Source organism: Caballeronia sp. NK8, assembly GCF_018408855.1.
Lineage (GTDB): Bacteria > Pseudomonadota > Gammaproteobacteria > Burkholderiales > Burkholderiaceae > Caballeronia.
In genome coordinates this window covers 767,548-793,465 of sequence record NZ_AP024325.1, presented here as the reverse complement: position 1 = coordinate 793,465, position 25,918 = coordinate 767,548, and the positions used below count along the sequence as shown (strand labels likewise).

Genomic DNA, 25,918 nt, shown 5'->3' with positions numbered 1-25,918 from the left:
CGCTCAGTAGTAGCCGCGCGGACGCAGCGGCTCGACGCCTCCGACCGTGCTCATGTAGGTGTTCCACTGCTGCACGAGACTGTCGATGACCGACGGATTCTGCGTGGCGACGTCGTTGTTCTCGCCGCGATCGGCCTGCAGGTCGAAGAGCTGCCAGTGTCCGTCGACGGGACCGCTCGGCGGTTCGGTCCACAACGCCTTCCAGCGGCCGTCGGAGCTGCGCAGATAGCCGCGGCCGTAGGCCTCGTCGCCGAACGCGGCGGTGTGGACTTCACCCGACGCATCGCCATTGAGCAACGGCAACAGCGATTGACCCGTCACCGGATATACATATCGGTTGTTGTAGACGACCTTGCCCTTGTTCGAATCGACGCCCGTCAGCGTGTTGACAAGCGGCGGCGCGGCTTGCGTTGGCGGATCGATTTTCGCGACCGCGAGGAAGGTCGCCGTGTTGTCGGTGACGTGTGTGAATGCGCGCAGCGTGGGCAGTTGCGCAGCCTGACCGGGCAGATGCACGATGAGCGGCGTCGACACACCGCCTTCGCCGGAGTACCCCTTGGTGAGACGGAACGGCGTGGCGCTCACTTCCGCCCAACGCAGACCATATTGCAGGCGCTGTGCGTTTTGCTTGCCGTTATCGGTGCCGAGCGTGGTGTAGATCGTGTCCGTCGCGTTCGCGGTGTCGGTTGCGGTCGGATCGGCGCCGGAATCGATCGGCCAGCCTTCCGCGCCGTTGTCCGACTGGAACATGATGAACGTGTTGTCGTATTCACCGATGTCCTTCAGATGCTGGATCAACAGCCCGATGTTGTGATCGAGGTTCTCGACCATGCCCGCGTAGATTTCCATATAGCGCGCCTGTGCTTTCTTCTCCGCGGTGGACAGGCTGTTCCAGGACTTGTCGACGGTTCCCGGACCGTAGTCGCTGTAACCTTGCGCTGCGCCATGCACGGCGCTGATGTACCTGGCGTTCGCGGCGCCGTTATTCGCTGTCGCCGGCGATTGGGTCAGCGTTTCCGGTGCGCCCTGGTACGGCGTGAAGTCGGCCGGAATGATGCCGAGCGCCTTTTGTCGCGCGATGCGCGCATTGCGGATCGCAACGTAGCCGGCGTCATATTTGCCCGCGTAGTTGTGCAGATACGGCTCCGGCACCTGCAGCGGCCAGTGCGGCGACGTGTACGCGGCGTACGCAAAGAACGGTTTGCCGTCGCCCTTGTTCGAATCGATGTAGGAGATGAGCTTTTGCGTGTAGAAGTCGGTCGAGTAGAACACGGCCGGACTGCCGCCCGTACCGCCCGGCTGACCGGGCTGTCCCGGTTGCACGTATTGACCGTCCTCGGTGTAGTTCTTCGAGCCCGCGAGCTCATGCGCAAAGTGATTCGTCGCCGCGCCGCCGAGCAGCGCATAGCTGTGCTCGAAGCCCCACTGATCCGGCGTCTGTCCGCCGCCCGTCGTGCTGCCGACGATGCCCGAGCCGATATGCCATTTGCCCGCCATGTACGTGTGATATCCGCCGTCCTTGAGCAGTTGCGCCACCGACAGCGCGCGGTCATTCAGATAGCCTTCGTAACCGGGCAGGCCTTTGCGCTCGTCGGTGGGCACGCCCATCGTCCCTTCGCCGACGAGGTGATGATCCGTGCCCGAGATCAGCATCGCTCGCGTGATGGCGCAGACGGTGCCGGTGTGATGATTCGTCAGGATGCGGCCGGATTGGACCAGCGCATCGAGATTGGGCGTATTGATCTCGCCGCCGAAGGCATGAATGTCCGAGTAGCCGAGATCGTCGGCCATGATGTAGAGGATGTTCGGACGCTTGGCCGCGGAGGCGACGGGCGTAGTGGCGGGCGCGCCGTCGTCGGAAGAACCGCATGAGGCAATCGTGAACAGACTGCCTATGGCAAGCGCGAGCGCAGCGCGACGGAACGCAATCGAACGGGACGTGATCATTGTCGTTATGGTGGGCCGTTGGAATGGAGCGGCGATGTTAGCAACGCGGCCCAGCGCGCCAAAGATCGATTTCTGCTTTGCTCCGCAGCGTGAACGATTTGCGCCGGTGCGCTGCACTGAGATTTTTGGGCCGTGTGGGATGCACCCGGCTCTGCATCGACGTCATGCGTGGTGAACCGCTTTTACATCTCGGCTGCCCCGCCGGTTTCCGAGGTCATGACCTATCGCGCAAGCAGCACCTCATGCAACTGCTCCCAGACGCCGGCGGCCTGCCAGTTGCTCGAACGCGACGCCAGCAACTCATGCCGCTGACTGACCCGCGTCGGGTCTTGAACTTAGTGAATGGCGAATAGCTGAGAAGCTTGCCTGGCGTTGCAGCGCGCAGGCACAGTGTTACTGCGTGCGGTGAACCGCGAGTCGAGCTAACGTCGCGGGCAACATGCTGTGGAGCCGCGCACGACCAAGTGCGGCTCCGACGCTGTGAGCAGACGCCATCGCCGATTACTACGATCGGCTGCGCGCTGAGGCTCCTCGATCATCTCGCGTAGCAATGCAACGGCCAAGCCCGCAGCCTCGACTGTGGGCACCGCGACCGTGGTAAGGGGGGGCCGCCATTGCTGCGCCAGAAGGATGTCCGTGATGCCCACGATCGAAAGATCGTGCGGTACGGAGCGACCCATATCGGCTGCCGCGTCGATGGCGCCGAGCGCAGGAAGATCATTGGTCGCGAAGATGGCCGTGATGCCGGCGTCGCGCGCGAGCAATTCGAACGTGGCCGCATACCCGCCTTGCACGGTGTCCGGTGCGTGGATCGTGTTCGCGGTCACGATGTCCAGTCCCGCTCCGCGCATGGCGTCGACAAAGCCGTCGTAACGAGAGGCGTGAATGCCCATCGACTTACTGCCGACGATCGCGCCGATGCGCGTGTGCCCGAGTTCGATCAGATGCTGTCCGGCGAGCTTGCCCGCCAGCCTGAAATCGACTGCGACGCATGGCAGTCCCGGCGGATCGTCGGGACGTTCCCACATGCACAACACCACAGGCGTGCCATTGGCCTGCGTCGTATGCAGATCGTCGAAGTCGAGATTTGCGTTCATCACCAATACGCCTTCCGACAGCGTCCCCGCAATCTGCTGAAGGATCGCACGGCCCGCCAGCGGATCTTCATTGGTGTTGCAGATGATGACGAAATGCCCGCTCTCACGTGCGGCGCGTTCGACCGCTAGTGCGAACTCCGGATAGAAAGGATTCGCAATGCTGGACACCATGAGCGCGAGGGTCGGCGCGCGTCCCTCGGCCAGCGCCCGTGCCGTGAGGTGAGGGCGGTAATCGAGCGCGGCAACCGCTTCGAGCACGCGCCGGCGGGTCTCTTCGCCGACCCGGCCGCGATTGCGCAATACGTTCGAGACCGTGGCGGACGTGACGCCGGCACGCCGGGCGACTTCGTTGAGTGTGGGCATCGCGCTTCGCTGGGAAATCACTATGTGGGAGGTGCTCTCATTATTTGCTTCGCCTTCAAAGGCGCGGCACCATGCGTCAAAACATCAAAACGATTCACGGAGACATTCATGCGAATCCTGCTTGCGGCGGTACTGATTTCCCGGTTGGTTAAGCGCTTAATCTCCGCGTTCGGCTAATTAGATCACGGAGTTCAGGCGATGGCGAGTATTTCCTTGAAAGGCGTGCAGAAGGCCTACGGCAGCAACGCGCCGGTGATTCGCAACGTCGATCTCGAGATCGGCAAGAGCGAATTCTGCGTATTTCTCGGTCCTTCGGGATGCGGCAAGTCCACCTTGCTACGCATGATCGCCGGTCTCGAAGATCTCACCGATGGCGACTTGCTGATCGATTCACGCGTGGTCAACGACGTGCCGGCCGCCGAGCGCGGCGTGGCGATGGTCTTTCAAAGCTACGCGCTGTTTCCTCATATGACGGTCTACGAGAACATGGCCTTCGGGCTCAAGCTCGCCAAGAAGTCGAAAGGGGAAATCGATCAGCGCGTACGTGAAGCCGCGCGCATTCTGCAACTGGATGCGCTGCTCGAACGCAAACCGCGCGAACTGTCGGGCGGTCAGCGTCAGCGCGTGGCGATCGGCCGCGCGATCGTGCGCGAGCCGGGCGTATTCCTGTTCGATGAACCTCTCTCCAATCTCGACGCCACGCTGCGCGGCCAGACGCGTATCGAGATTGCAAGGCTGCACAAGCAGTTCGCAAGCGCCAGCGTCGTCTACGTGACGCACGATCAGACCGAGGCGATGACGCTCGCAGACAAGATCGTTCTGCTGCACGCCGGCGCGGATACCGAACGTCTCGGCAGCATCGCGCAGGTGGGTGCGCCGCTCGAGTTGTATCACCGTCCCGCGAGCCGCTTCGTTGCGGGTTTCATCGGCTCGCCGCGCATGAATTTTCTGGCGGCGAAAGTGAGCGCGATCGATTCTCATGGCGTGAGCGTAACGCTCGATCACACCGGCGAAGCGGTGACCATTGCCGTCGATGGCAGCGCTCTGCAGGAGCATCAGCCCGTCACGCTCGGCGTGCGTCCCGAGCATCTCGAACTCGGTGCGGGCGATCGTTCGAAAGGCGAGGCGACACTCGCGCGCACGGTCTCGCTGACCGAACATCTCGGCGAACACAGCTACGTGCATCTCGACGAACCCGGTGGCGATGTGCTCATCGCCAAAGTGCCCGGCAACGCGACGATCGAACGAGGACAGCGCGCCAGCTTCGTCGTGCGCCCGCATACCTGCCATCTCTTTACTGCCGATGGCTTCACCGTCACGCCAATCAGCGCCTTCGCACACACTGCATAAGGGAAGACACATGCGCCTCGGAGTTTGCTATTACCCGGAACACTGGCCGGAATCGATGTGGGAGGACGACGCGCGCCGTATGAAGGCGCTCGGTATCGCACAGGTGCGGATCGCGGAATTCGCGTGGAGCCGGATCGAGCCAACGCCAGGCGAATACGACTGGGACTGGCTCGATCGCGCCGTCGACGTGCTCGGACAGGCTGGACTCGAAGTCGTGATGTGCACGCCGACCGCGACGCCGCCGAAGTGGCTGATCGACCGCCATCCGGACATTCTGCCGGTCGGCGCCGATGGGCGTCCGCGCGCATTCGGTTCGCGTCGTCACTACGATTTCTCGTCGCCGTCGTATTTCGAGGCATCCCGTGTGATCTGCGAGGCGGTCGCGCAGCGGTACGGCAACCATCCCGCCGTCGCGTATTGGCAGACGGACAACGAGTACGGCTGCCATAACACGGTCGTTAGTTATTCGGGCGCTGCCGTACAGCGTTTTCGCCAATGGCTGAAAGCGCGCTACAAGACGATCGACGCGCTGAACCGCGCGTGGGGCACCGTGTTCTGGAGCATGGAATATCGCAGCTTCGACGAGATCGACGCACCCATTGCAACGGTGACGGAAGCGCATCCCTCGCATCGGCTGGACTACCGGCGCTTCGCCTCCGATGAAGTCGCGCGTTACAACCGCATGCAGGTCGAGACCATTCGCGCCCATTCGCCGGGACGGCCGATCGCGCATAACTTCATGCAGCTTTTTACCGAGTTCGATCACTATCCTGTCGCGCGCGATCTCGATATCGCGACATGGGACAGTTATCCGCTGGGCGCGCTCGAAGAACAATGGTTCGCGCCCGAAGTGAAGCAGAAGTATCTGCGCACTGGGCATCCGGACTTCGCGTCCTTCAATCACGATGTCTATCGCGGCATGTCGAAGCTGCCGTTCTGGGTGATGGAGCAGCAGCCGGGTCCGGTGAACTGGGCGCACTGGAATCCGTCGCCGCTCCCGGGCATGGTGCGGCTGTGGTCGTGGGAAGCCTTTGCGCACGGCGCGGGCTGCGTTTCCTACTTCAGATGGCGGCAGGCGCCCTTCGCGCAGGAGCAGATGCACGCGGGCCTCAATACGCCGGACAATCGGCTCGACATGGGCGGTAGCGAAGCAGCGACGGTTGCGCATGAAATCGCGCAGGTCGAAGCCGCGCATGCCGATGCGAATGCCGATGTACGCGGCAAGGTCGCGCTGGTGTGGGATTACGAAGCCAAGTGGCTGTTCGAGATTCATCCGCAGGGCGCAGACTTTTTCTATCCGCGCTTTGCGTTCGAGTATTACTCGGCGTTGCGTTCGCTCGGCTTCGATGTGGATATCGTGTCCGCGCATGCGCCGCTCGATGGCTATGCGATGGTCGTCGTGCCGCCGCTGCCGATCGTGCCCGGCGATTTCGCGGCGCGGCTCGCGGCATCGGGCGCGCATGTCGTGCTGGCGCCCCGGACCGGATCGAAGACCGACAAACTGCAGATTCCGCATAACTTGCCGCCGGGACCGCTGGCGACCGTGTTGCCCGTTCGCGTGTGGCGCGTCGAATCGATGCGGCCCAATGTGACGGAGCCGGTGCAAGTCAACGGCGATGCGGTAGGCAATGGCCATGCACGGCACTGGCGCGATCTGATCGAACTCGCGGATGCGCAACACGCCACGATTCACGCGCGTTTCGCGGACGGTCATCCCGCTTACGTTCAAAGCGGCAAGATGCATTACTTCACCAGCATCTTCGATGAAAGTCTCACACGGACGCTGTTTGCTCGTATCGCCAGCGAGGCAGGCTTGTCGCCGACGCCGCTGGGCAACGATGTTCGCGTGAGCCGTCGCGGCGGTATCGCCTACGTCTTCAATTATTCGAACGCGACGCACACGATCGATGGTGTCACCGATGATCGTTTCGTCATCGGCACACGAGAAGTCGCGCCGCAAGGCGTGGCCGCTTATCGCATGGCTTGAGGAAGCACAGCAGAAACGTTCCACATACGAAAACGATCAGGAGACGAGAATGTCAGCAAGAAGCCTAAAAACACGCATGAGCATCGCCGCCACAACGCTCGCCCTGACGCTAGGCGTGACGTCGTTCGCGACGACCGCCGCTCAGGCTGCGACCATGACCATCAATATCGCGTTCAAGGGCGCGAGCCAGCGCGCGGTGTGGCAGGAAGTCGTCGATGCGTTCAAAAAAGCGCATCCAGATGTCGATGTGAAAGTCTCGTTCGTCGATGAAGAAGCCTACAAGGTGCAATTGCCGGGCTGGCTGTCGACCGTTGCCCCCGATGTGGTGAACTGGCACAACGGCGAGCGCATGGCGTATTACGCGAAGCGCGGCCTGTTCGAAGACCTGAGCGGTGACTGGAAGAAGAACAGCTGGGACAGCATGTATGCATCGACCAAGGAATCGTCGACATACAACGGAAAGCAGTTCGCCGCCCCGACCGTGTACTACTCGTGGGGCCTTTTCTATCGGAAGGATCTGTTCCAGAAAGTCGGCATCACGGAGGAGCCGAAAACCTGGGACCAGTTGATGGACGCGTGCAAGAAGCTGAAGGCCGCGGGTATCACACCGTTCGCCGTCGGCGGGCGCGATGCCTGGACGCTGGCCGGCTGGTTCGATTATCTCGACCTGCGCTTGAACGGCAATGCGTTCCATCAGCAATTAATGGCAGGCAACGTGCCCTACACCGATCCGCGCGTGAAGAAGGTTTATACGGCGTGGAAACAGTTGCTCGACGATCACGATTTCATCGACAACTCGCTCTCCTATGACCTCGATGCCGCGCAGCCGTTCCTGTTCCAGGGCAAGGCCGCAATGATGCTGATGGGCACTTTCATCACCGGCGGCTTTCCGGCGAACGTGAAGCCGAACATGGGCTATTTCCAGTTCCCGATCATCGACTCCAAGGTGCCGACGGCAGAAGACGGCCCGGTCGAATCGCTGCACATTCCGGCACGCGCCAAGAACAAGGCCGACGCGCATGCGTTTCTCGCTTTCGTCGAATCGCCCGAGATGGGGGCGAAGCTCGCGCAGGGTTTGGGCTCGTTGTCCGCGAACAGCAAGTCGCCGGAACCGGAAGATCCCATTTCGAAAATCGGTTTCCAGATTCTGTCCAATACCAAAGGCGGTATCGCGCAGTTCTACGATCGCGACATGACCAAGGAAATGGCCGACGAAGGGATGAAGGGCATGCAGCAGTTCGTGTCCGACCCCTCGCAGCTCGACAGCATCCTCGCGCAGCTCGAACAGACGCGCAAACGCATCTACAAGAAGTAGAGACGTGGGAAATGAGCGCGCGACATGCATGTGTCGCGCGCCATCGCAACGCTCAGGAGACACGTCGTGCCGCATTCCGTCACACGTCAGGACTTAGGCGATTCGCCGCACAAGCCGCATGTGCCGCCGCATATGCCTCCGCATATGCCTCATTCGCCGCGCGCGTCCACTAAACGACGCGGACCGTCACCGACGGCGCGAAGACAGCGCAAGGCAGCGTTTTTGTTTCTTGCGCCGGCTTGCGTCATGGTCGGCATCTATGTCATCTGGCCGATTCTGTCGTCCATCTGGCTCAGCTTCCATGCTTGGGACGGCATGACGGAGAAGACCTTCGTCGGGTTCGAAAACTACATCGAACTGTTCCATGCGCCGACCTTCTATACCGCGCTGAAGAACAACCTCATCTGGCTCGTGCTGTTTCTGCTCGCGCCGCCGATGGGGTTGGCGGTTGCGTTGTATCTGAATCAGGCTGTCGCGGGCATTCGCATCGTGAAGTCGCTGTTTTTTGCGCCGTTCGTGCTGTCGGGCGTAGTCGTCGGGCTGATCTTCTCGTGGTTCTACGATCCGACCTTCGGCCTGCTCGCCGTGATACTTGGTCATGGAGTGCCCGTGCTCGGCGATGCACATTACGCGACCTTCGGCATCGTGTTCGCGGCGCTGTGGCCGCAAACCGCGTACTGCATGATTCTGTATCTCACGGGTCTCACCGCGCTCAACAGCGAGCAACTCGAAGCCGCTCGCATGGAAGGCGCGAAGGGCTGGACGATGCTCTGGCATGTGGTGCTGCCGCAATTGCGCCCGGTGACCTTCATGGCGATCGTCGTGACCGTGATCGGTGCGCTGCGCAGCTTCGACCTGATTTCCGTCATGACCGGCGGCGGTCCGTTCGAGAGCTCGACGGTGCTCGCTTATTACATGTACGACCAGGCGATCAAGTATTACCGCATCGGCTATTCGGCCGCAATCGCCGTGGTGCTGTTCGCGATCATGCTGATGTACATCGTCTATCACCTGCGCCGCATGCTGCGCAACGAACTCTAAGGGGCTCGCATGTATCCGATTCCCGTACAGAAGTGGAAGCCCGTCAGCCGGCGCCTGTACAAACTGTCGCTGCCCGTCGCGCTGCTGATCTGGCTCTTGCCGATGATCGCGGTGCTGGTCACGTCCGTGCGTTCGAGCGAAGAGTTGAGCCTCGGCAATTACTGGGGCTGGCCGCAGCATATCGCGCTCGTGGCCAACTATCGCGAGGCGCTGACCGCGTCGCCGATGTTGCATTACTTCATGAACAGCGTGCTGATTACGGTGCCGGCCGTGCTGGGGGCGATCGCGCTCGCCGCGATGGCGGGCTTCGCGCTGGCGATCTATCGCTTTCCGGGCAACACGGGTTTGTTTGCGACCTTCGTGGCGGGCAATTTCGTGCCGATTCAGATCCTGATGATTCCGGTGCGAGACCTGTCACTGAGTCTGGGCTTGTTCAACACCGTCGGCGCCCTGATTCTGTTTCACCTGTCGTTTCAGACCGGTTTTTGCACACTGTTCCTACGCAATTTCATCAAGCAGCTGCCGTTCGAACTGATCGAGGCGGCGCGCATCGAGGGCGCGGGCGAATGGACGGTGTTCGTGCGAATCGTGCTGCCGCTGATTCGTCCGGCGCTGGCCGCCTTGACGATTCTGGTCTTCACCTTCGTCTGGAACGACTATTTCTGGGCGCTTTGTCTGACGCAAGGCGACGATGCGGCGCCGATCACAGTCGGTGTCGCCGCGTTGAAGGGGCAGTGGACGACGGCGTGGAATCTCGTTTCCGCGGGTTCCATTCTCGCCGCGCTGCCATCGGTTGCGATGTTCTTCGCGATGCAAAAGCATTTCGTCGCGGGTCTGACGTTTGGTGCGACCAAGGGCTAGGGTATGAGTGCCCGTCAGGGTTCGCTACGCGCGCCCGCACCGCTCATAGACGAGCACCGCTGCCGCCAGGTCTTCGAGCGCCGTTCCTACTGCCTTGAAGACCGTGCGTTCCGTGTCGTTGGCGCGGCCGGACGCTTGCTGGCGGCACAGCGTTTCCAGCGTCGGCCAACGCTGCGGATCGGTGATGATTCTGCGCTGCAGTGGACCCAGCAGGTCGCCGGACTTCTGGAACGCTTCCGACGTATCGACGAACGTCGTGGCGTTCATGAAGCACGCGTCGTCGGCTTCGCGCATCGCGGGCGTGAAGCTGCCGATCAGGTCGAGATGAGAGCCCGGCGCGAGCCATTCGCCGCGCACGACCGGTTCGGTGGCGAGCGTCGCGCAGGTCACGACATCGGCGCGCGCCACGCTTTCCGGCAGATTGCCGGCGACGCGCGCATGGAAGCCGAGTTCGTTCAGACGCGCGACGAGACGTTCCGATGCCGCGGGAACCGCGTCCCATACGTCGACTTCGCGAATCGGCAGCACGGCGCGATACGCCTGCGGCACGAGACTGCCCACGCGGCCCGCGCCGAGCAGCGTCATGCGCGTGGCGTCCTTGCGCGCGAGATAGCTTGCCGCAAGAGCAGACGCCGCCGCCGTGCGGCGCGATGTGATCTCGTTGCCGTCGAGCTGCGCGAGCGGCGCGCCGGTGCGGGCGTCGTAGAGCACATAGGTCGAATGCAGGCCCGGCAGGCTGAGCGCCACGTTGCCGGGAAACACGTTGACGGTTTTGATGCCGAGATAACGCCCCTCCTGCCACGCGGGCATGATGAGCACGGTGCCCTGGTCGCTTTCCGTCTCGATCTTGTGGTTGTGACGAAGCGGCACGTGAGCCCCCTCGATGAACGCCTCGTGTAAGGCTTTGATCAGTTCGGGGAAGGGCAGCGCGTCACGCGTAACGGTCGAATCCAGAATCTTCATTGGAAGACTTTCCTTGTGGTGTTTTTAGGGCATGACGGGTGCGTGGTAGGTCAGCGTCGGCGCGAGCGTCCACAGCATGAACACCACGAGCGGGATATGCACGATGAGCTGCGTGAACGTGAAGCCGACCACATCTTTCGCGCGCAGTCCAAGCACGCCGAGCAGCGGCAGCATCCAGAAGGGATTGATCAGGTTGGGCAGCGCTTCGGCCGCGTTGTAGATCTGCACGGCCCAGCCGAGATGCACCTGCAGGGACTTGGCCGCTTCGATCACGTAAGGCGCTTCGATGATCCATTTGCCGCCGCCCGACGGCACGAAGAAGCCGAGGATCGCGGAGTACACGCCCATCACTGCGGGAAACGAGCCCTGCGATGAGATCGCGACGAAGAAGTGCGCGAGATGGTCCGACAAGGGCAGGCCGCCGGGCGCCGCCGCTTTGGTGAGGATGAAAGCGATGCCACCGTAGAGCGGAAACTGGATCAGCACGCCCGCCGTCGACGGTACGGATTTCGCAACCGCATTCAGGAAGCGGCGCGGGCGCCAGTTCAGCAGCATGCCGAGCAGGATGAAGACGAAGTTGTACGTGTTGAGGTTCGAGATCGCGAGCAGCGGGTTCTTCGTCGTGAACTCATGGCCGATCCACACGCTGCCGAGCAGCACGAGCAGGATCGTCACGAGCGGGCTGTATTCGAGCCACTCGCCGGGGCGTGCGGGTTTCGCCAGGTTCATGTCGACGTCGTCGAGCGGCACGCCCAGGTCCTGCGCCGTGCGTGCACGATCGCCGACCGGTGCGGACAGGCCCGCGATGGCGACCGACACGACGGTGAGCGCGGCGACGATCAGCATCGATTGCGGCAGGAAGATGGTTTCCGAAAACGGAATCACACCGGTGATCGCGAGCAGCGCTTTCGGCAGGCTGTCGGCGTTGGCCTGCAACTGCGCAGCCGACGAACTCAGGCCCAGCGCCCACGTCGCGCCCATGCCGAGATAGGCCGCGGCTCCCGCAGCGCGATAGTCCATCCGCAGATCAGCGCGGCGGGCCAGCGCGCGCACCAGCAGGCCGCTGAAAACGAGGCTGATCGCCCAGTTGAACAGCGACAGGCCGATGCTCACGAATGCGACGAACATCACCGCGCTGCGTGCGCTCTTCGGCAGGCGCGCGAGCCACGCAATCGCCTTCGACGCGGGCGGCGAGACGGCGACGACGTAGCCCGAGATCGCCACGATGGCCATTTGCATCGTGAAGGGAATGAGGCTCCAGAAGCCGTCGCCGAATGCGATGCTCACGCGCTGCACCGGCGCGCCGATCGCCAGCGCACCCAGCGCCACGACGATGACTGCGATCGCCGCGAAAATGTACGCATCGGGAAACCACCGTTCGGCCCAGCGCGTTACGCGCGCAGCCATGCGCTCCATTGTGTTGCCATCGTCCGATGCCGGCGGTAGCGGCTTTGCCTGTGTGACCTGTTCCATGCTGATGTCTCCTGTCAAGCGCGCTTGCGAGTGTGTGGGTAGGGGAGTCGTGAGTCGTTAGGCTTCGACGACGAGATCCGACAGCGGAATCGCCTGGCACGCGAAGCACATGTCGGGTTCTTCGGGTGCATTGCCCGAGAGATGATCGGTGGTGCCTTTTGCGAGGCGCACCGCGCAGCTTTCGCACTGGCCGACGCGGCAACCACTCGGCAGCGACACGCCGATGCTCTCGGCGAATGCGAGCAGGCTGCCTTGCACCGGCGTCCAGCGCGCCGTTTTTCCGGAGCGCGAGAAGGTCACCGAGAAAGCCTGTGATGCATCGGCGCGCGGCTGCGAAGGCGAGCGGAACGCTTCCTTGAAGATGTCGAACCCAGGTACGCCTCGCGCGACGAGTCCGTCGATGATCGACGTCATCATCGGCTCGGGGCCGCACAGGTAGAAGCGCGCGCGGCGCCGGATCAGATCGTCGCCGATCACTGACGCGTCGAGATAACCGGCGCGGTCGTAGTCGACGCCGAACACATCGAGTTTCGCGCGCGGATGCGCGTAGCAGTCAAACACGCGCAATGCAGGCCATTCTTTATGCAACGCCTGGATGCGCTGCTTGTACGCATGCGCTGCGCCGTGACGGTTCGCATAGAAAAGCCACGCTTCGGGACGCTGCTGCGTCGCGGTCTCGCGCGCGAGCGATTCCAGGTACGAAATGAACGGCGTGATTCCAATGCCGCCCGCGAACATCACCACGGGCTGGCGTGAGCGCATCGGCAGCACGAAGGTGCCGCCCGGCGCGCGCAAGGCCACTTCGTCGCCCACGGCGAGTTCGCGATGAATATGACTCGACATCGCACCTTCCGGCTGATGGCGCACGGAGATCGTGTAGGTGCGGCGGCCGGGTTCCTTCGCATGGCCGACCAGCGAATACGCGCGCGTGGCGCCGCGTTCGCCGAGGGTCGAGACATGGACCGTCACATGTTGTCCTGGCAGGTAGTCGGGCAGCGGGCCACTGTCTTTCGCGGCGAAGGTGACCGTGCGTACACCCTCGGCTTCGTCGACGAGATTCGTCACGACGAAATCGCGCCAGCCTTTCCACGCGCGCCGCTCGCGTTCGAACGACGGATCGGGCTGCAGATCGCAGGCGAGCGCGCGCATCGGCATGGAGCCGGAGAGCGGATCGCATTGCGTCCCCGACACCAGATTGCTGAAGTTGCTGTTGAGCTTGCCGCGCGCGTCGAAACCTTGCATGCCGAGTTCGTCGCATGCCTGCCACCAGCCGTATTCGGCGATGAGCACGTCGTCGGCGAGCGCCTCTTCTATTCGCGCGACGAAACGCGCGAGCCGCGCGCGGTGCGCAGGATCACCCAGTCGCCGTTCTCGAAGCCTTTCTTCGCCGCGAGCGCCGCACTCATTTCGACCAGCGGACACGGCGCGCGCTTGCGCAGTCGCGTAACGCCGCGATGCTGGCTGTGACAGTAGTAGCCGTTCTTCGTCGAAGTGAGCACGTAGGGATAGGCCGGATCGCGCGCTTCCTGTTCGATCCCCGCAGGCGGTACAAACACCGGCACCGGCGGATAGCCATGCCGCAAGAGCTTTTCCGAATACAGCTCGACGCGCAGCGTCTCCGTGCGAAAGCCGCGCGGACCGTCGTGCACCGGTAGCGCGTATTGCCGCTCGCGTTGTTCGAGCGGGCGCGAAATGCCTTCGGGATGCGCCCGCAATGTCGCCACATCGAGGCCGAGCGGCGCGAGCATATGATTCCATCCCGCCTCGATGCTGCCGCCGAAGAACGCGTCGTGCATGTCCAGACGCGTCGCGAGCGCGAACACGATGTCATAATCGGCGCGGCTTTCGCCACGTGGGCTCACCATGCGCTGACGCAACTGCACGAGTTCCACCGCGCGCTCGTCGATCTCGAAGCCGATGCGCAAGCCCTCGCGTTCCCACGGCGTATTGACCGGCAGAAAGATGTCCGCATAACGCGACGACGGCGTTTCGTATAAATCGCAATGCACATGAAATTCAAGCTGGCTCAGTGCGGCGTGCGCGGATTCGGCATCGGGCTGGGAGACCAGCGGATTGGTGCCAAATGCGAATAACGCACGCACCTTGTACGGTTCGCCTTCGAGCATCGCGCGATACATATCGCGCGCGGTGATCCAGCCTTGCGCGGGCGGCCCGAGCGGACGTTCGTCGAGGCCGAGCGCCTTGGCACGTTGCTGCGGCGCACAGAGAGCGTACGTGCTCACGGCATTGGCCGGTTGCTTGACGTACTCGCGATTAGAGCCGCGCGTGTCGAAGGCGCCCGTGAGCGCGTAGAGCGTGGCGATGGCGCGTTCGGTCTGCGTCGCATTGGTATGCTGGCCGACGCCCGACCACGCGTGATACGCGATGCGCGCACCCGGCGCAAGCAGGGCGGCCGCGCGTTCGAGCGCATCGGGCTCGACGCCGGTAATGGCTTCGACGCGCTCGGGTGTGAAGTCATCGAGCGCGCGCCGGTAGCACGCGAACGCCGGTTCGCATTCCACTGCCCCGACGGTGTACAGGCCTTCGAGCGCCAGGTCGTCGGGCGTCGTGTGCGCCTCTTGGCCGAGCGCTTCCGCACGGCCGCGCGTCGCGTTCCATACGACGTAGCGATTAGCCGGTGCCTGCGGATCAATATCGCGCTCGCGCAGAAAGCGCCCGTTGTCGCGCCGCACCAGCAGAGGCGCATTGGTCCAGGTGCGCACGAACGTATCGTCATAGTTGCGCGTTTCGATGATGCGTCGCGCAATGCCCATCGCGAGCGCTGCGTCGGTGCCGGGACGCACGCGCAGCCAGACGTCGGCTTCGCGCGCGAGGGCCGTCGGACGTGGATCGGCGACGATCAGTTTCGCGCCGTTGCGGCGGCCGGCTGCAATGGCATCGGCCTGCGCGAGCCACGTGTTGGCGGGGTTCGTGCCCCACAGGAGAATGACTTCGGCGTGGCGGTAGTCGGCAACCGGAATACCGCAGCCGAACGTGAACGCATGGGCCACGTCCTTGTGCCAGTTGCAGATTTCCGTCGCGTAGCAGATGTTGGGGCTGCCGTAGGACCAGATGAAGCGTTCGACCCAGTCGATGCTGTCGCTCATCGGCGTGCCGCTCGGCGTCGTCACGCCAAATGCGACCGATTCGGCGCCGTGCTCACGGCGCAGGGTATCGAGCTTCGCGGCGATTTCGTCGAGCGCCTCGTCCCAGCCGATGCGCACCCAGCCCGGATCGTCGGCGCCCTTCGGCGCGGTGCGGCGCATGGGATGAAGCACGCGGTGCGGGCTGTGCACGAGTTCCGGCGCGGACTTGCCTTTCAGGCACATTGCGTGGCCCGTGGGATGTTCGCGGTCGGGGCGCACTTCCGTCAACTGGTCGCCGCGCACGGTGTTGATAGTCCCGCAACGCGAACGGCAAAGTGTGCAGTAGCCCTTTTTTTCCTGTACTTCCATCTCCGTCTCCGGGTTTCATACGGCTATGCTACGAAACCGGAAACGATGCCAAATTCATATTTTTGATCCGGCAATATAGAGTTTTTCAATACCTTACATTTTGGGCGTTTTCATATGCCGCGCCAGATCACCCTGCGTCAGATCGAGTACTTTTTATCCGTCGCCGATACCGGGCAGATTTTGCGTTCGTCGAATCTGTGCAATGTTTCGCAGTCGTCGATGACCATCGCGCTGCAAAACCTCGAGGACGCAGTGGGCGTGCCGCTTCTGTCCCGGCATGCCAAAGGCGTGCGGCTCACCGATGCGGGTGTGCGCTTCATGCGGCACGTGCAGCAGGCGCGACAGTCGGTGCAGGAGGCGGTGCTCGCGGCGCAGGAAGTGCCGGAGCAGATCTCGGGGCGGGTACGTATCGGCATGACGGAAACGATATCCGCCTATCTATTGCCGTCGTTGATGTCGACCGTCACGCGCCGTTTCCGCAATCTGCAGGTGGAGGTCATCGAGCGTGAGCGCGAAACCATCGAACGCAAGTTGCTCGACGGCGAACTGGACATGGCGCTGCTGCTCGTCTCCAACACCGCGCTGCACGACGACCTGAAGTGCGAAACCATGATCCGCTCCCCGCGCCGGTTGTGGACGCCGCCCGATCATCCGTTACTCGAAACGCCGCGCGTGACGCTCGAGGACGTTGCGCAGGAAAACTATCTTCTACTCGACATGGACGAGCACGTGCAGACGGTCGCGCGTTACTGGGGGAAGTACGGCGTCGCACCGCGCGTGCGCATGCAGAGTACGTCGATCGAGGCGGTGCGCAGTCTCGTCGCGTTGGGCGAGGGCGTGACCATACTTTCTGATCTCGTCTATCGGCCGTGGTCGCTGGAAGGTAATCGCATCAGCCGCAGGGACCTGAGCGTGGCGGTGCCGACAATGGACGTGGGCGCGGTGTGGCACCGGAAGGTGACCTTGGGCCGCCAGGTGAGGACGCTACTGGATCTGTTCAGGTCGTGGAAGCACAGCACATTGTGATCGGCCGCTTCGTCCGGGAAACGGACGTTTGTATCGGGCGTTTTGCCGCAGTTACACTCTCGGAGCTGCACGTTGACCGCGCGGAGCGAACCGACGAAGAGGCAATTGGCCATTCGCCGGCATGCCAGTGTGTCGCGGAGCCTTGACGGCCTCCATCCGATGGAAAGGCCGCAGGAAGCGTCGCGAGACTCTCGGTACAAAGACCGATGCAGCGTCGAACGCGGTAATCACCCAACGTCGTTTCGGTCGGACACGCATTTGAGCGCGTCAGGGTCGCTCCGGCCGGGCGAGATAGCTCCGCGTGGCGCGGAGCGCGCTTCGTTTAATGCGGTAGCCTGCCGGTTCAGAACGTATAGCCGACCGACAGGAAGGTCACAATCGGATTCAGCTTGAGCTTGGATTCACTCCTGATCTGCCCGACGGCGGAGTTCGTCGTGAGCGTCGCGCGTGCGGACAGCCACATGTACGACACGGAGAACGCCGCCGACCAGTGTTTGGTGAAGTTATAGGAAAGTCCGGCGTTCACGACCGGCGCAAACGAATTGCTGATATGCACGCTAGTGGGGCCCGTCAATGCGGTGCCGGTCTGCGGCGAATAAAGGAACGCGCCGTTAGCCATCTGCTGACTCAGCTTGACGTCTGAGAACCACACGTATGAGCCACCCGCACCGACATAGGGGCGGAACTTGCTCTGGGCACCGAGGAAGTAGTACTTGAGCAGCAGCGTCGGGCTCCATTCACGGGCCGTACCCAGTTCGCCCAATGGCCCGAGCGTGCCTTCGCCGGTGAGATGAAACTTCGGCGGCACGCCCGTCACCGCTTCGACGGCGATGTGATCCGTGACGAAATACTGGAGCGTCAGTCCGAAGGTGTCCGCATCACCCACGGACGCGCTTGCGCCTTGTTTCGTGACCGTTTGGCCAAGTGCGGTGACGTTGAACGGACCACTCGAATCCTGCGGTGCGAAATGCATCCATCCGGCACTGACCTGGATATCGCCTGCCGACTGCGCATGTGCGCTCGTCACGCCTGCCATGCTCGTCGTTGCGAGGGCCGCGCATGCAAAGTGTTTCAGCTTCATTTCTTCTCTTCTCGTTTCAGATTTCAATCGGTGGCAGGCGAGCGCATTCACATCGTCTCAGCCACACGGCCCGAGGCGACGAACGCACGACATAAGAAAGCAGGTGAACCGACGGTCTCTACAGACAGCAGTCGAGACTCACCTTTAAATACGCGTAGCTCATTTCGATGCTGCGCTTCACCGCGTGCACCTCGTCGACGCCTGGCGCGTTGCCGAGCAACCTTGCGACGGTCTCGGGCGCCTCCCACGGATGCGCGTCGTCGTAGTGCGCGTGCAGACTGAGCCAGCGCATGGCCTTACGGCGAAATCGAGAGCCAGGCCGGGTAGTCGGCGATGTCCTTTAGGTCGCGAACCCGCTGAAAAGTGGGATCCAACATCTCCTCCTGCGTCATTGCAAGAAATTCAACGTTCTGCGCCCAAAGGGCCGGTCGGCCCACATGGAATCCCTGAACGAAATCCACGCCGATCGTGGTCAGTGCGCGCAGCATCGCTTCGTTCTCGACGTACTCCGCGATGGTCGGACGCCCCATCGAATGGCCGATGTCGTTGATCGCTGCCACCATGTCCTTGCTAACGGCATCTTTGAGCATGTCCTTGATGAATCCGCCGTCGATCTTGATGTATTCGACCGGTAGATGTTTCAGATAGCCGAGTGAGGACATGCCGGCGCGGAAGTTATCGAGCGAGAACTTGGCAGCCGCGCTTCTTCAGCTCGCGAATAAAACGCGCGGCGGCCGCGAGATTGGCGATCGCGGTGGTTTCGGTCACTTCGAAGCAGATGGATTCGGGAGCGATGCTGCTGACTTCGAACTGTTCGGTCAGAAATTGCAGAAAGCGCTCGTCGCCGATCGAGGCGCTCGACAGATTGATCGCGTATTGAACGCTCGGCGGCGGGCAAGAAATAGGGGGGTGATACGATCCTGCCGCCTTCGCCGACCATGCGCAGGAGCACTTCGACGTGACGCGGATGCTGCGCGGATTCGTCGATACCGTCCGGGCGCTGAACTGCGCGAATCTCCTGAGCGTAGAGGCAGAAGCGATTGTTTGCCAGCGCGTCCTTGACGCGGCCGCATCATGACATGTCGCTTGCGTAAGCGCGATCCAACTGTTCCAGAGAAAGCTAGGCAGCCAACGTTTGACTCCTCAACCCACAGGCAGCCACCTGAGCCGCGCGCGCACTCCTAGCCAAGGTGACGGAGCCAAAGCCTGAGCGGGCTCCCTATCTCCCTACAACGTTGAATAACGCTGGAAGCGGCAAGGCTCCGCTAGACGTGTTTGATGAGGCTCTGGCGTGCGGCCTCAATCTTCATTGCGCACGTCTTGAACTCTTGCGCAACTTCGGCCGCCCATGGGGCAGAGAGTCCACGAACCTGAACTAGAACCTTAGCCAGATCTCGACCGCGAGTCGCAGCGCTGCATAACTCAACCCTTTGATCAGCGAATCGGCCTTGTTGCCTTTGCCAAATGGACAATTCGGCGAGAGCACTACAAAGATTGTCCCATTCATCAAGTCGTATGAAGTCTTGGAAGCGACAGACATTCGTGTCGCGCAACAGGGCTTCGAAGACTTCTTCGCTCAGGACGATCAGTTGATTGCAAATACCGATCGCTTTCTTCAGATCAGCAGACTTTCTCGTCCTATGGATAGGAAACTGCAGGAGAAACAAAAGCGCCAATGTGGAAACGGCCAGAGTTCCATCGTAGCCCCACCAAAACACGGGCCAGTTAAGTATGTGGAACGAAGGCATCTGTGGAACTCCCAGTCCCGATCTTGGGTGGAAATGTTATGTGCATCACGAAGGCTTCGCAAGGTGACGGCCGAGTATATTGCTCGTGTCACTCTCTGTGTCGCAAACTTTCGGCCTCGCGTGTGTCTCGATCATGTCACGATGGCAGCAGGACAGATTCCCCGCAAAGCGCGTGCTCTGCATCGCTGTCAGCGTCTTGATCATTTTCGCCGCTCAAGATCTTCCCTGATCCGCTCGCACGGTTGGCGCGAATGGATACCCTGCTATGAATCGGCCGCATGGCCGCTACCTGCTAAGAGCAGGCGGTCTTTTTCGTTCTGGCTCAGCGTCACGGCGCAAGCTCCACGCCGCGGCGGTTGTACCAATCGGTACGAACGGTCGTGACACACTGGGGTCGCGGCCATGGGACAGGCTGTTTGCCGCTGCGGCGGCTGTCGCGTTTGCGACGTTGCTCCTCTAGGCCAGTTTCTGCCGCTCGCCTGAGTTGTAGGGCGGGCCACTCGAATGGCCGGTTCAAGTCGAAACCCACCTGACACTTAACCGCGCTAATCAGTCGTGCCGAGCTCGAACGACGATGAGGCGCCTTTGACCGTCGGCCGTATATCGGTGTCGACGGTGGCGCTCCTGGTGAGTGGGAACTTGCATCGGTGATCTTGACCGCTGCGGCGCTTTGAACCGATTCGACCGCAATCCCCCGTCACCCTTCGATGCTCCATTACCTCAAGGGATAGGGCGTGGTTCCTCACGCAATCGAGCTCAATGAACAGCCCGAAATGTCGGACGTCGGTTCATCCATGGCCGCGCACGCTCAACCCGTCCGGCAAAAACTGAACGACACTCTGGCCGTTCAAATCCGGCGAGCCCATAGGCAATTTGCGCACCGCATCCTTTCGTCGAATGTAACGATCGAACGGACCGCGGCTGGCTTTAAACGCTCGAAAAGTTAGATGGTTTCGAGCCAGGCCTGAACGGCGAGCGCAAAGGCTTGACAGACCTCGCTTCCTGGGACTATTACCATCCATTTGCACCTGTTACTCTGGCCGAAGCTACCGGTCGAAGCCGCGCATGAGTTTTCCATGACGACACTCTTGGTCTTCGCTTTAGCCTTGCCCTGGTTACTGATTGTCTTTGGCTGCTGGTTCGGCTATCAACTGGTGCGTCAACACGGGCGAATCTTGCTGAGCTTAGAGGCGCTCGAGAAAGGATTTGCGGGCGGACTAGCTGAGCCGCCCGGTCAAGCATCGACTGCCCTAAGGGGCCTCCCTTTAGGCTCTATGGCCCCTGACTTCGAATTGCCTGACCTTTCGGGGGCTCGTCACCGGCTCTCAGAGTTTCGAGGCCATCCTGTCCTGCTGATCTTCTTCAACCCCGTCTGTAGTTTCTGCACGAGCATGGTGCCGGAGCTGGCGGCTTTCGCATCTGAGGGCCAAGATGGCAAGCTGGTGCCGCTGGTGATAAGCACGGGGGAACCCGAAGCAAATCGTCAGCTTTTCCAAAAGCACGGCATCGACTGCACGGTGCTGCTGCAGAGGGATCTGGAAGTCGCCGCACAGTACCAGGCCCACGGCACGCCGGTTGGCTACCTCCTCGACGAAACGGGAATCCTCACCAGTGAGTTGGCCATGGGCGCGGCGGCCTTATTGGCATTAGCGACGTCACCGACGGCTCAAGCTGCGCCGGAACCGGGCCACGAAGGGCAGTCCAAGCCGTCCGCTCGGGGAAACAAACCCTTGGATCAAAGCCGACTCAACCGCAGCGGGCTTAAAGCCGGAACACCTGCACCGAATTTCCGTTTGCCAAGCCTGGATGGAAATGAACTGGCCCTTGAGAATTTCCGGGGCAAGCGAGTGTTGCTTGTCTTTACCGATCCAGGTTGTGGCCCGTGCGAGCTACTGGCCCCGCACCTGGAACGCGTGAATCGTGAGCGGAAAGACCTGCAGGTGCTCATGGTCAGCCGGCAGGACGCAGACATCAATCGGCAGAAGGTGGCCAAGCTGGGGTTGACGTTCCTGGTGGTGCTGCAGAGAAACTGGGAGGTCTCGCTTCTCTATGCCACGTTCGCTACGCCAGTGGGTTACCTCATCGATGAGCGTGGGATACTGAAATCGGACGTGGCGGAGGGCTCTGACGCCATTCTGGCCTTAGCGGCCAGCCCGCGCGGCTCTGCAACGCCACCCTGAAGGTCCTTTGTCATTACGCGAGTAACCCCGAACTCCATGCCCACAGATTTCAGGAAGCCGCCATGAAAACCCGCCCGGCCGACCCACACGCAGTGGAAAATCAATTCGATGAATGGACCAAAGCCGTCGCGCGCAGACCGAGCCGGCGCAAAACTCTGCAACTGGTAAGCGGTGGCCTATTGGGGGCGCTCCTGACCTCGATCGGGTGGAAAAAAAGTTGGGCCGCGAGCAGCACCACTTCCACTGCGCCCACCGCCTCGCCCCCTGGCGGGGCCGATGCCGAAATCGCCGCCGCCTCGGCGCAGACGGGACTTTCGATCTGCCGCAACCAGGAGTACGCGCTATGCACCGGTGTCCAGTGCTTCGTCTACAACAACGTCGCCTATTGCCGATGCAATTTGCTGTTTGGCAATAGCATCAGCCGCAAATTGTCATACCCCGGCGGGGACGTTTGCACCTTCAATGGTAAGGGCTCCAGCAACGGTTATGTGGTGAGTACCTTCAGCGTGCCCCCCTCGAGCGTCGGGCAATCTGGAGACCAAGCGCTCTACTTCTGCCCCCCAACGTCAAACTCCGGCGCCTTTGCCTCGTGCGACGGCGGCGTCTGCTTCTCGAGCACACGAGGTCAATCGTTTCCAGGCCTCGGCCGACTCGGACAAGACCAGATCGTGTGCTCCTGCCCGATCGTGAGCGGAACTTCAGGAACCGCCGCCAAGGTGGGCCACCAGATCTTTGGTCCCTACCCGTGCCAAGCCTCCTTCTTCCAGAACTGCAATAGCGCTATCGCCACCGGAGCCAACGGAACGATGCTCTACGAAGGCGCAACGACCGGCTCGTACGAAATTGGCGCCCTAGTGCTGAACGGCGGGCCTGCGCACTTCAACATGTGCTTTCCCTAAGCGTTCCTACACGTTCGTAAGTTCGTCCACGTCGCGTGTATGGGAGCGCCGCTAGGGGATTCCGCAACCGATGCCTATCGGAATAATGTGTGCTTTGCTGCTATTGGATGGACACTTCCAACCCAGTTGTGAGCCAAAAAGGCCGCCGATGTCACTTGCCCTGTGGACATGCGCAGGGCTCGTACCCGTTCAGTTGCGCCGACCGGATGAGACTCACGATCCCGTACGATTTCATCCAATTTCCACCGCAGAGCTTTGATATCCAGCGGGCGCCGTTCTCGCGGCTCTTCGGTGAATCAGTGTGTCGTGAGACGGAAAAACGACACGGCGTCGGTCAAGCGGCGCCCCTGATCGTCGAGCGATTGTGATGCCGCCGCCGCTTCCTCGACGAGCGCCGCATTTTGCTGCGTGACTTGATCCATCTGCGCGATCGCCTGGCTCAGTTGCTCGATGCCGCGACTCTGCTCGTTCGACGCCGCCGCGATCTCGTTCATGATGTCGCGCACCTTCGATACAGCGTGCAGCACGTCAGTCATGGTCGCTCCGGCGTCGCCGGCGAATTTGGAACCTTCGGTGATGCGGCCCACCGAAGCGTTGATCAGCTCTTTGATCTCCTTTGCAGCGCTTGACGAGCGTTGCGCGAGGCTGCGCACTTCCGCTGCGACCACCGCGAAGCCGCGTCCTTCCTCGCCTGCGCGTGCGGCTTCCACGGCCGCGTTCAATGCGAGAATGTTGGTCTGGAACGCGATGCCTTCGATCATGCCGGTGATCTCCGCGATCTGCCCGGAGCGCGCGCTGATGTCGGACATCGTCTCGATCATGCGGCTCACCGCGGCGTTGCCTTGTTGGGCGATCGCCGACGCGTCGGCGGACAACGTGTTGGCATGCTGCGCGTGCTCGGCGTTCTGCCGCACCGTAGACGTGAGTTGCTCCACGCTCGACGCAGTTTCTTCGAGCGACGCGGCCTGCTCCTCGGTGCGAGTCGACAGGTCGACGTTGCCCGTCGCGATCTGGCTCGAGCCGGTCGCAATGCTGTCGGCCGAAGCACGTACGTTGCCGATAAGCTCCACGAGGTTCTTCTGCATGGTGCTCATCGAGGCGAGCACACTATTGGCGGGCGCATTGCCCGCGTCCGCGACGGGTCTGAGGTCACCTTCCGCAACGCGCTTCGCGACCTCGCTCAGCGTGTCGGGCTCCGCGCCGAGCGCGCGCAGAATGCTTCGCGTGATGGCAATTCCGGCGAACATCGCCGCGAACACGGCGAACGCACACACGCCGAGCAGCAGCATGCGCGAGAACGCGTAATGTGCCGCCGATTCCGCGACGAGCTGTGCTTCGCGCGCGTGCGTCATATCAGAGTAGTCCTGCGTTGCCTTGACGAGCGCGGCGAGCAAAGGCCGGCATTCGTCGTTCATGTGTGCGATCGCCTCGGCGTGCTTGCCCTTGAGTGCGAGATCGACAATGTCGAGCGCGACGGGTCCATATTGCGACTCGACGCGATTGATTTCGGCGACGCGCGCGCGCACTTCCGGAGGCACATCCGTCGCGCTCGAAACCAGTTCGTTGAACTTGCGCAGATCGCGCTGCACGTCCTCGTGCGCCTGTACGACGGCAGCTTTTTCTATCTCGAGGTCAGCCGGCTTCGTGACTAGCACGAGGTTGCGTGCAGCAATGGCGCGACGATCCACTGCTGTGCGCACGCTCGCGGCGAGTTCCGCCCGCGCGTTGATGCCTTCGACAAACGACGTGAAGCGCTGATTCGATTCGTGGAGCGCCTCGATTGAGAGCGCCGCGACAACCAGCAATGCGCCCGTGAGTACGCCGAAGCCGATCGCGAGTCTGGTTTTTACTCGCATTCCCTGGAAGTTCATCTCACTCTCGTCCTTGTCTCGAGGATTGCAGTCGATCGCACAGCGTTATAGTGCGACGCATAGGTCGCTCGGAAACTGTGCTGCCTCTCTTACGGCAGCCTGCAGGAGGGGCTGTAGATGAACGGAAGGTGGACGCGAGTCGGCAAACGTTTGTTGAGATTCTAATTTTGTAACAACCCTCTTTGTCCCGAGTGCGACGCGTTCGTTTCGGCCAAAGCGTCCTTCATGCGATTTAAGTGTGCGCCACACAGCGCTCACATGAGGCCTATTGATTGCAGGCGTAGGGCAAACTGCGGAGCGCAACGATCACTGGCCCGCGTCGAGCAGGTTAGACGAGAAGTCGCACGATTGCGCAGCCAGCCTTGCCACCGCAGCACTCAATGAATGCGATCGTTCTGCCCGATGCATTGCGACATACCTGATCAGCGGCAGCGCGGGCCGCGTCGGTACCACGACGAGCGCGCGCCGCTCGACCATGCGTGCGAGGCACGCCTTGGGCAAATAACTGACGCCTAGCCCTGAAAGCGCCAGCCCCACCTGCGCGATCAGGCTGTTGCTCGCCAGCACTTTCTGCAATGCGACGCCCTGTTCCTGCAGAAACCGGCTGTACACGTAACCTGTTCCCGACAGCCCGCCCTGCAAAATGAGCGGAAACTTTGCGATCTCCGCCAGCGGAATGGCGCGCTTGCCCGGCGCGAGGCTCGCCGCGCACATCCATGCATTCTCGACCTGGCCGACGATCGTTGTCGTGAATGCTTCGACCTCGTGCGTCTGCGGCACGATGATGACGTCCACCGTCGCCGCCGCCAGCCGTTCTCGCAGAGTCGCGTAGAGATCGACTTCTGCTTCGACCTTGACCTTCGGATACTCGGACTGAATCGCCGCGATGAGACGCGGCAGCCACGTCAGCGCCGTAAGTTCGGTAACGCCGATGCGAATCTGCCGCACCAGCGATTCCTTTGAACTCATTCGCTCGACGATCTGATCGCGTCGCTCGAGCAATTCTTTCGCGTGCTCGAAAAACTCCGCGCCTTTCTCCGTGAGACGCGCACTGCGATTCGCGCGGTCGAACACGGCGACGTCGAACGCACGCTCCAGTTCCTGCACGCGTTTGGATACCGCCGACTGGGTCGTATTCAAGCGTGTCGCGGCAGCCTCGAAGGAACCAAGCTGGACGATCCAGTACAACGCTTCCATCTGCTTAAAGGTCAGCATGAACGTAAATTAATCACCTAAAGCGATAGTTTCTCATAGAAAAAAA

The 25,918-nt window shown here is 61.8% G+C and carries 19 protein-coding genes and 2 pseudogenes; 8 read left to right on the top strand and 13 right to left on the bottom strand.

The features are described 5' to 3' along the window. Positions 1 to 3: 3 nt before the first annotated feature. From NK8_RS28975 to NK8_RS28965, 3 genes and pseudogenes are all read right to left on the bottom strand, one after another. Positions 4 to 1,947 carry an arylsulfatase gene (locus NK8_RS28975; protein WP_213233172.1) on the bottom strand — a complete coding sequence of 648 codons (1,944 nt, stop codon included), beginning with the start codon at positions 1,945 to 1,947 and terminating at the stop codon, positions 4 to 6. A 227-nt stretch (positions 1,948 to 2,174) separates the two neighbouring features. After that, positions 2,175 to 2,257: pseudogene (locus tag NK8_RS28970) on the bottom strand (IS5/IS1182 family transposase); the annotation flags it as partial. A gap of 112 nt (positions 2,258 to 2,369) precedes the next feature. After that, complete coding sequence (locus NK8_RS28965) at positions 2,370 to 3,407, bottom strand: LacI family DNA-binding transcriptional regulator (protein ID WP_213233171.1); 1,038 nt, start codon at positions 3,405 to 3,407, stop codon at positions 2,370 to 2,372. A 198-nt stretch (positions 3,408 to 3,605) separates the two neighbouring features. Between NK8_RS28965 and NK8_RS28960 the strand changes: the two genes are divergently transcribed. The 5 genes from NK8_RS28960 to NK8_RS28940 all read left to right on the top strand — a co-directional run bounded on the left by NK8_RS28960 (position 3,606) and on the right by NK8_RS28940 (position 9,961). Continuing rightward, positions 3,606 to 4,757 (top strand): ABC transporter ATP-binding protein, encoded by a 1,152-nt coding sequence (locus tag NK8_RS28960; protein WP_213233170.1) that lies wholly within the window; start codon positions 3,606 to 3,608, stop codon positions 4,755 to 4,757. Between the two features lie 10 nt (positions 4,758 to 4,767). Next, positions 4,768 to 6,744, top strand: a complete 1,977-nt coding sequence (locus NK8_RS28955) for a beta-galactosidase (protein WP_213233169.1) — start codon at positions 4,768 to 4,770, stop codon at positions 6,742 to 6,744. 76 nt (positions 6,745 to 6,820) lie between these two features. Further along, a complete protein-coding gene (locus NK8_RS28950) occupies positions 6,821 to 8,059 on the top strand; it encodes an ABC transporter substrate-binding protein (protein WP_225936520.1) in 1,239 nt (412 codons plus the stop codon). Between the two features lie 132 nt (positions 8,060 to 8,191). Continuing rightward, positions 8,192 to 9,100 (top strand): carbohydrate ABC transporter permease, encoded by a 909-nt coding sequence (locus NK8_RS28945; RefSeq protein WP_225936519.1) that lies wholly within the window; start codon positions 8,192 to 8,194, stop codon positions 9,098 to 9,100. Positions 9,101 to 9,109: 9 nt separating this feature from the next. Continuing rightward, a complete protein-coding gene (locus tag NK8_RS28940; RefSeq protein WP_061178032.1) occupies positions 9,110 to 9,961 on the top strand; it encodes a carbohydrate ABC transporter permease in 852 nt (283 codons plus the stop codon). 24 nt (positions 9,962 to 9,985) lie between these two features. On the opposite strand, the gene NK8_RS28935 is transcribed toward NK8_RS28940, so the two are convergent. From NK8_RS28935 to NK8_RS28925, 3 genes and pseudogenes are all read right to left on the bottom strand, one after another. Then, on the bottom strand, positions 9,986 to 10,924 hold the full coding sequence (locus NK8_RS28935) for an ornithine cyclodeaminase family protein (RefSeq protein WP_213233166.1): 939 nt from the start codon (positions 10,922 to 10,924) through the stop codon (positions 9,986 to 9,988). A gap of 24 nt (positions 10,925 to 10,948) precedes the next feature. Then, a complete protein-coding gene (locus tag NK8_RS28930; RefSeq protein ID WP_213233165.1) occupies positions 10,949 to 12,397 on the bottom strand; it encodes a short-chain fatty acid transporter in 1,449 nt (482 codons plus the stop codon). A 57-nt stretch (positions 12,398 to 12,454) separates the two neighbouring features. Then, positions 12,455 to 15,852, bottom strand: a pseudogene (locus tag NK8_RS28925) (molybdopterin-dependent oxidoreductase). Between the two features lie 114 nt (positions 15,853 to 15,966). Here NK8_RS28925 and NK8_RS28920 point away from each other — a divergent pair. Then, the gene (locus NK8_RS28920; RefSeq protein WP_213233164.1) at positions 15,967 to 16,878 is read left to right on the top strand and encodes a LysR family transcriptional regulator; all 912 of its coding nucleotides are present in this window, start codon (positions 15,967 to 15,969) and stop codon (positions 16,876 to 16,878) included. 343 nt (positions 16,879 to 17,221) lie between these two features. Here NK8_RS28920 and NK8_RS28915 read toward each other — a convergent pair whose 3' ends face one another. From NK8_RS28915 to NK8_RS28895, 5 genes are all read right to left on the bottom strand, one after another. Then, positions 17,222 to 17,959, bottom strand: coding sequence for an OmpW family protein (locus tag NK8_RS28915; RefSeq protein ID WP_213233163.1), 738 nt, complete (start codon positions 17,957 to 17,959; stop codon positions 17,222 to 17,224). Positions 17,960 to 18,077: 118 nt separating this feature from the next. Then, a complete protein-coding gene (locus NK8_RS28910) occupies positions 18,078 to 18,251 on the bottom strand; it encodes a hypothetical protein (RefSeq protein WP_213233162.1) in 174 nt (57 codons plus the stop codon). Positions 18,252 to 18,255: 4 nt separating this feature from the next. Then, complete coding sequence (locus tag NK8_RS43445; RefSeq protein WP_213233161.1) at positions 18,256 to 18,621, bottom strand: EAL domain-containing protein; 366 nt, start codon at positions 18,619 to 18,621, stop codon at positions 18,256 to 18,258. 13 nt (positions 18,622 to 18,634) lie between these two features. After that, positions 18,635 to 18,790 (bottom strand): hypothetical protein, encoded by a 156-nt coding sequence (locus NK8_RS43745; RefSeq protein WP_367657814.1) that lies wholly within the window; start codon positions 18,788 to 18,790, stop codon positions 18,635 to 18,637. 434 nt (positions 18,791 to 19,224) lie between these two features. After that, positions 19,225 to 19,707, bottom strand: a complete 483-nt coding sequence (locus NK8_RS28895) for a hypothetical protein (protein WP_213233160.1) — start codon at positions 19,705 to 19,707, stop codon at positions 19,225 to 19,227. A 1,076-nt stretch (positions 19,708 to 20,783) separates the two neighbouring features. Here NK8_RS28895 and NK8_RS28890 point away from each other — a divergent pair. Together NK8_RS28890 and NK8_RS28885 are read left to right on the top strand one after the other, a co-directional pair. Further along, positions 20,784 to 21,887 (top strand): peroxiredoxin, encoded by a 1,104-nt coding sequence (locus NK8_RS28890; protein ID WP_213233159.1) that lies wholly within the window; start codon positions 20,784 to 20,786, stop codon positions 21,885 to 21,887. 62 nt (positions 21,888 to 21,949) lie between these two features. Beyond that, entirely contained in the window at positions 21,950 to 22,786 is an 837-nt protein-coding gene (locus NK8_RS28885) for a hypothetical protein (RefSeq protein ID WP_225936505.1), read from the top strand. 296 nt (positions 22,787 to 23,082) lie between these two features. Here the strand turns inward: NK8_RS28885 and NK8_RS28880 are convergent, their stop codons facing one another. Together NK8_RS28880 and NK8_RS28875 are read right to left on the bottom strand one after the other, a co-directional pair. Further along, a complete protein-coding gene (locus NK8_RS28880) occupies positions 23,083 to 24,657 on the bottom strand; it encodes a methyl-accepting chemotaxis protein (protein ID WP_213233158.1) in 1,575 nt (524 codons plus the stop codon). 306 nt (positions 24,658 to 24,963) lie between these two features. Beyond that, positions 24,964 to 25,872 carry a LysR family transcriptional regulator gene (locus tag NK8_RS28875; RefSeq protein WP_213233157.1) on the bottom strand — a complete coding sequence of 303 codons (909 nt, stop codon included), beginning with the start codon at positions 25,870 to 25,872 and terminating at the stop codon, positions 24,964 to 24,966. Between the last annotated feature and the right edge of the window lie 46 nt (positions 25,873 to 25,918).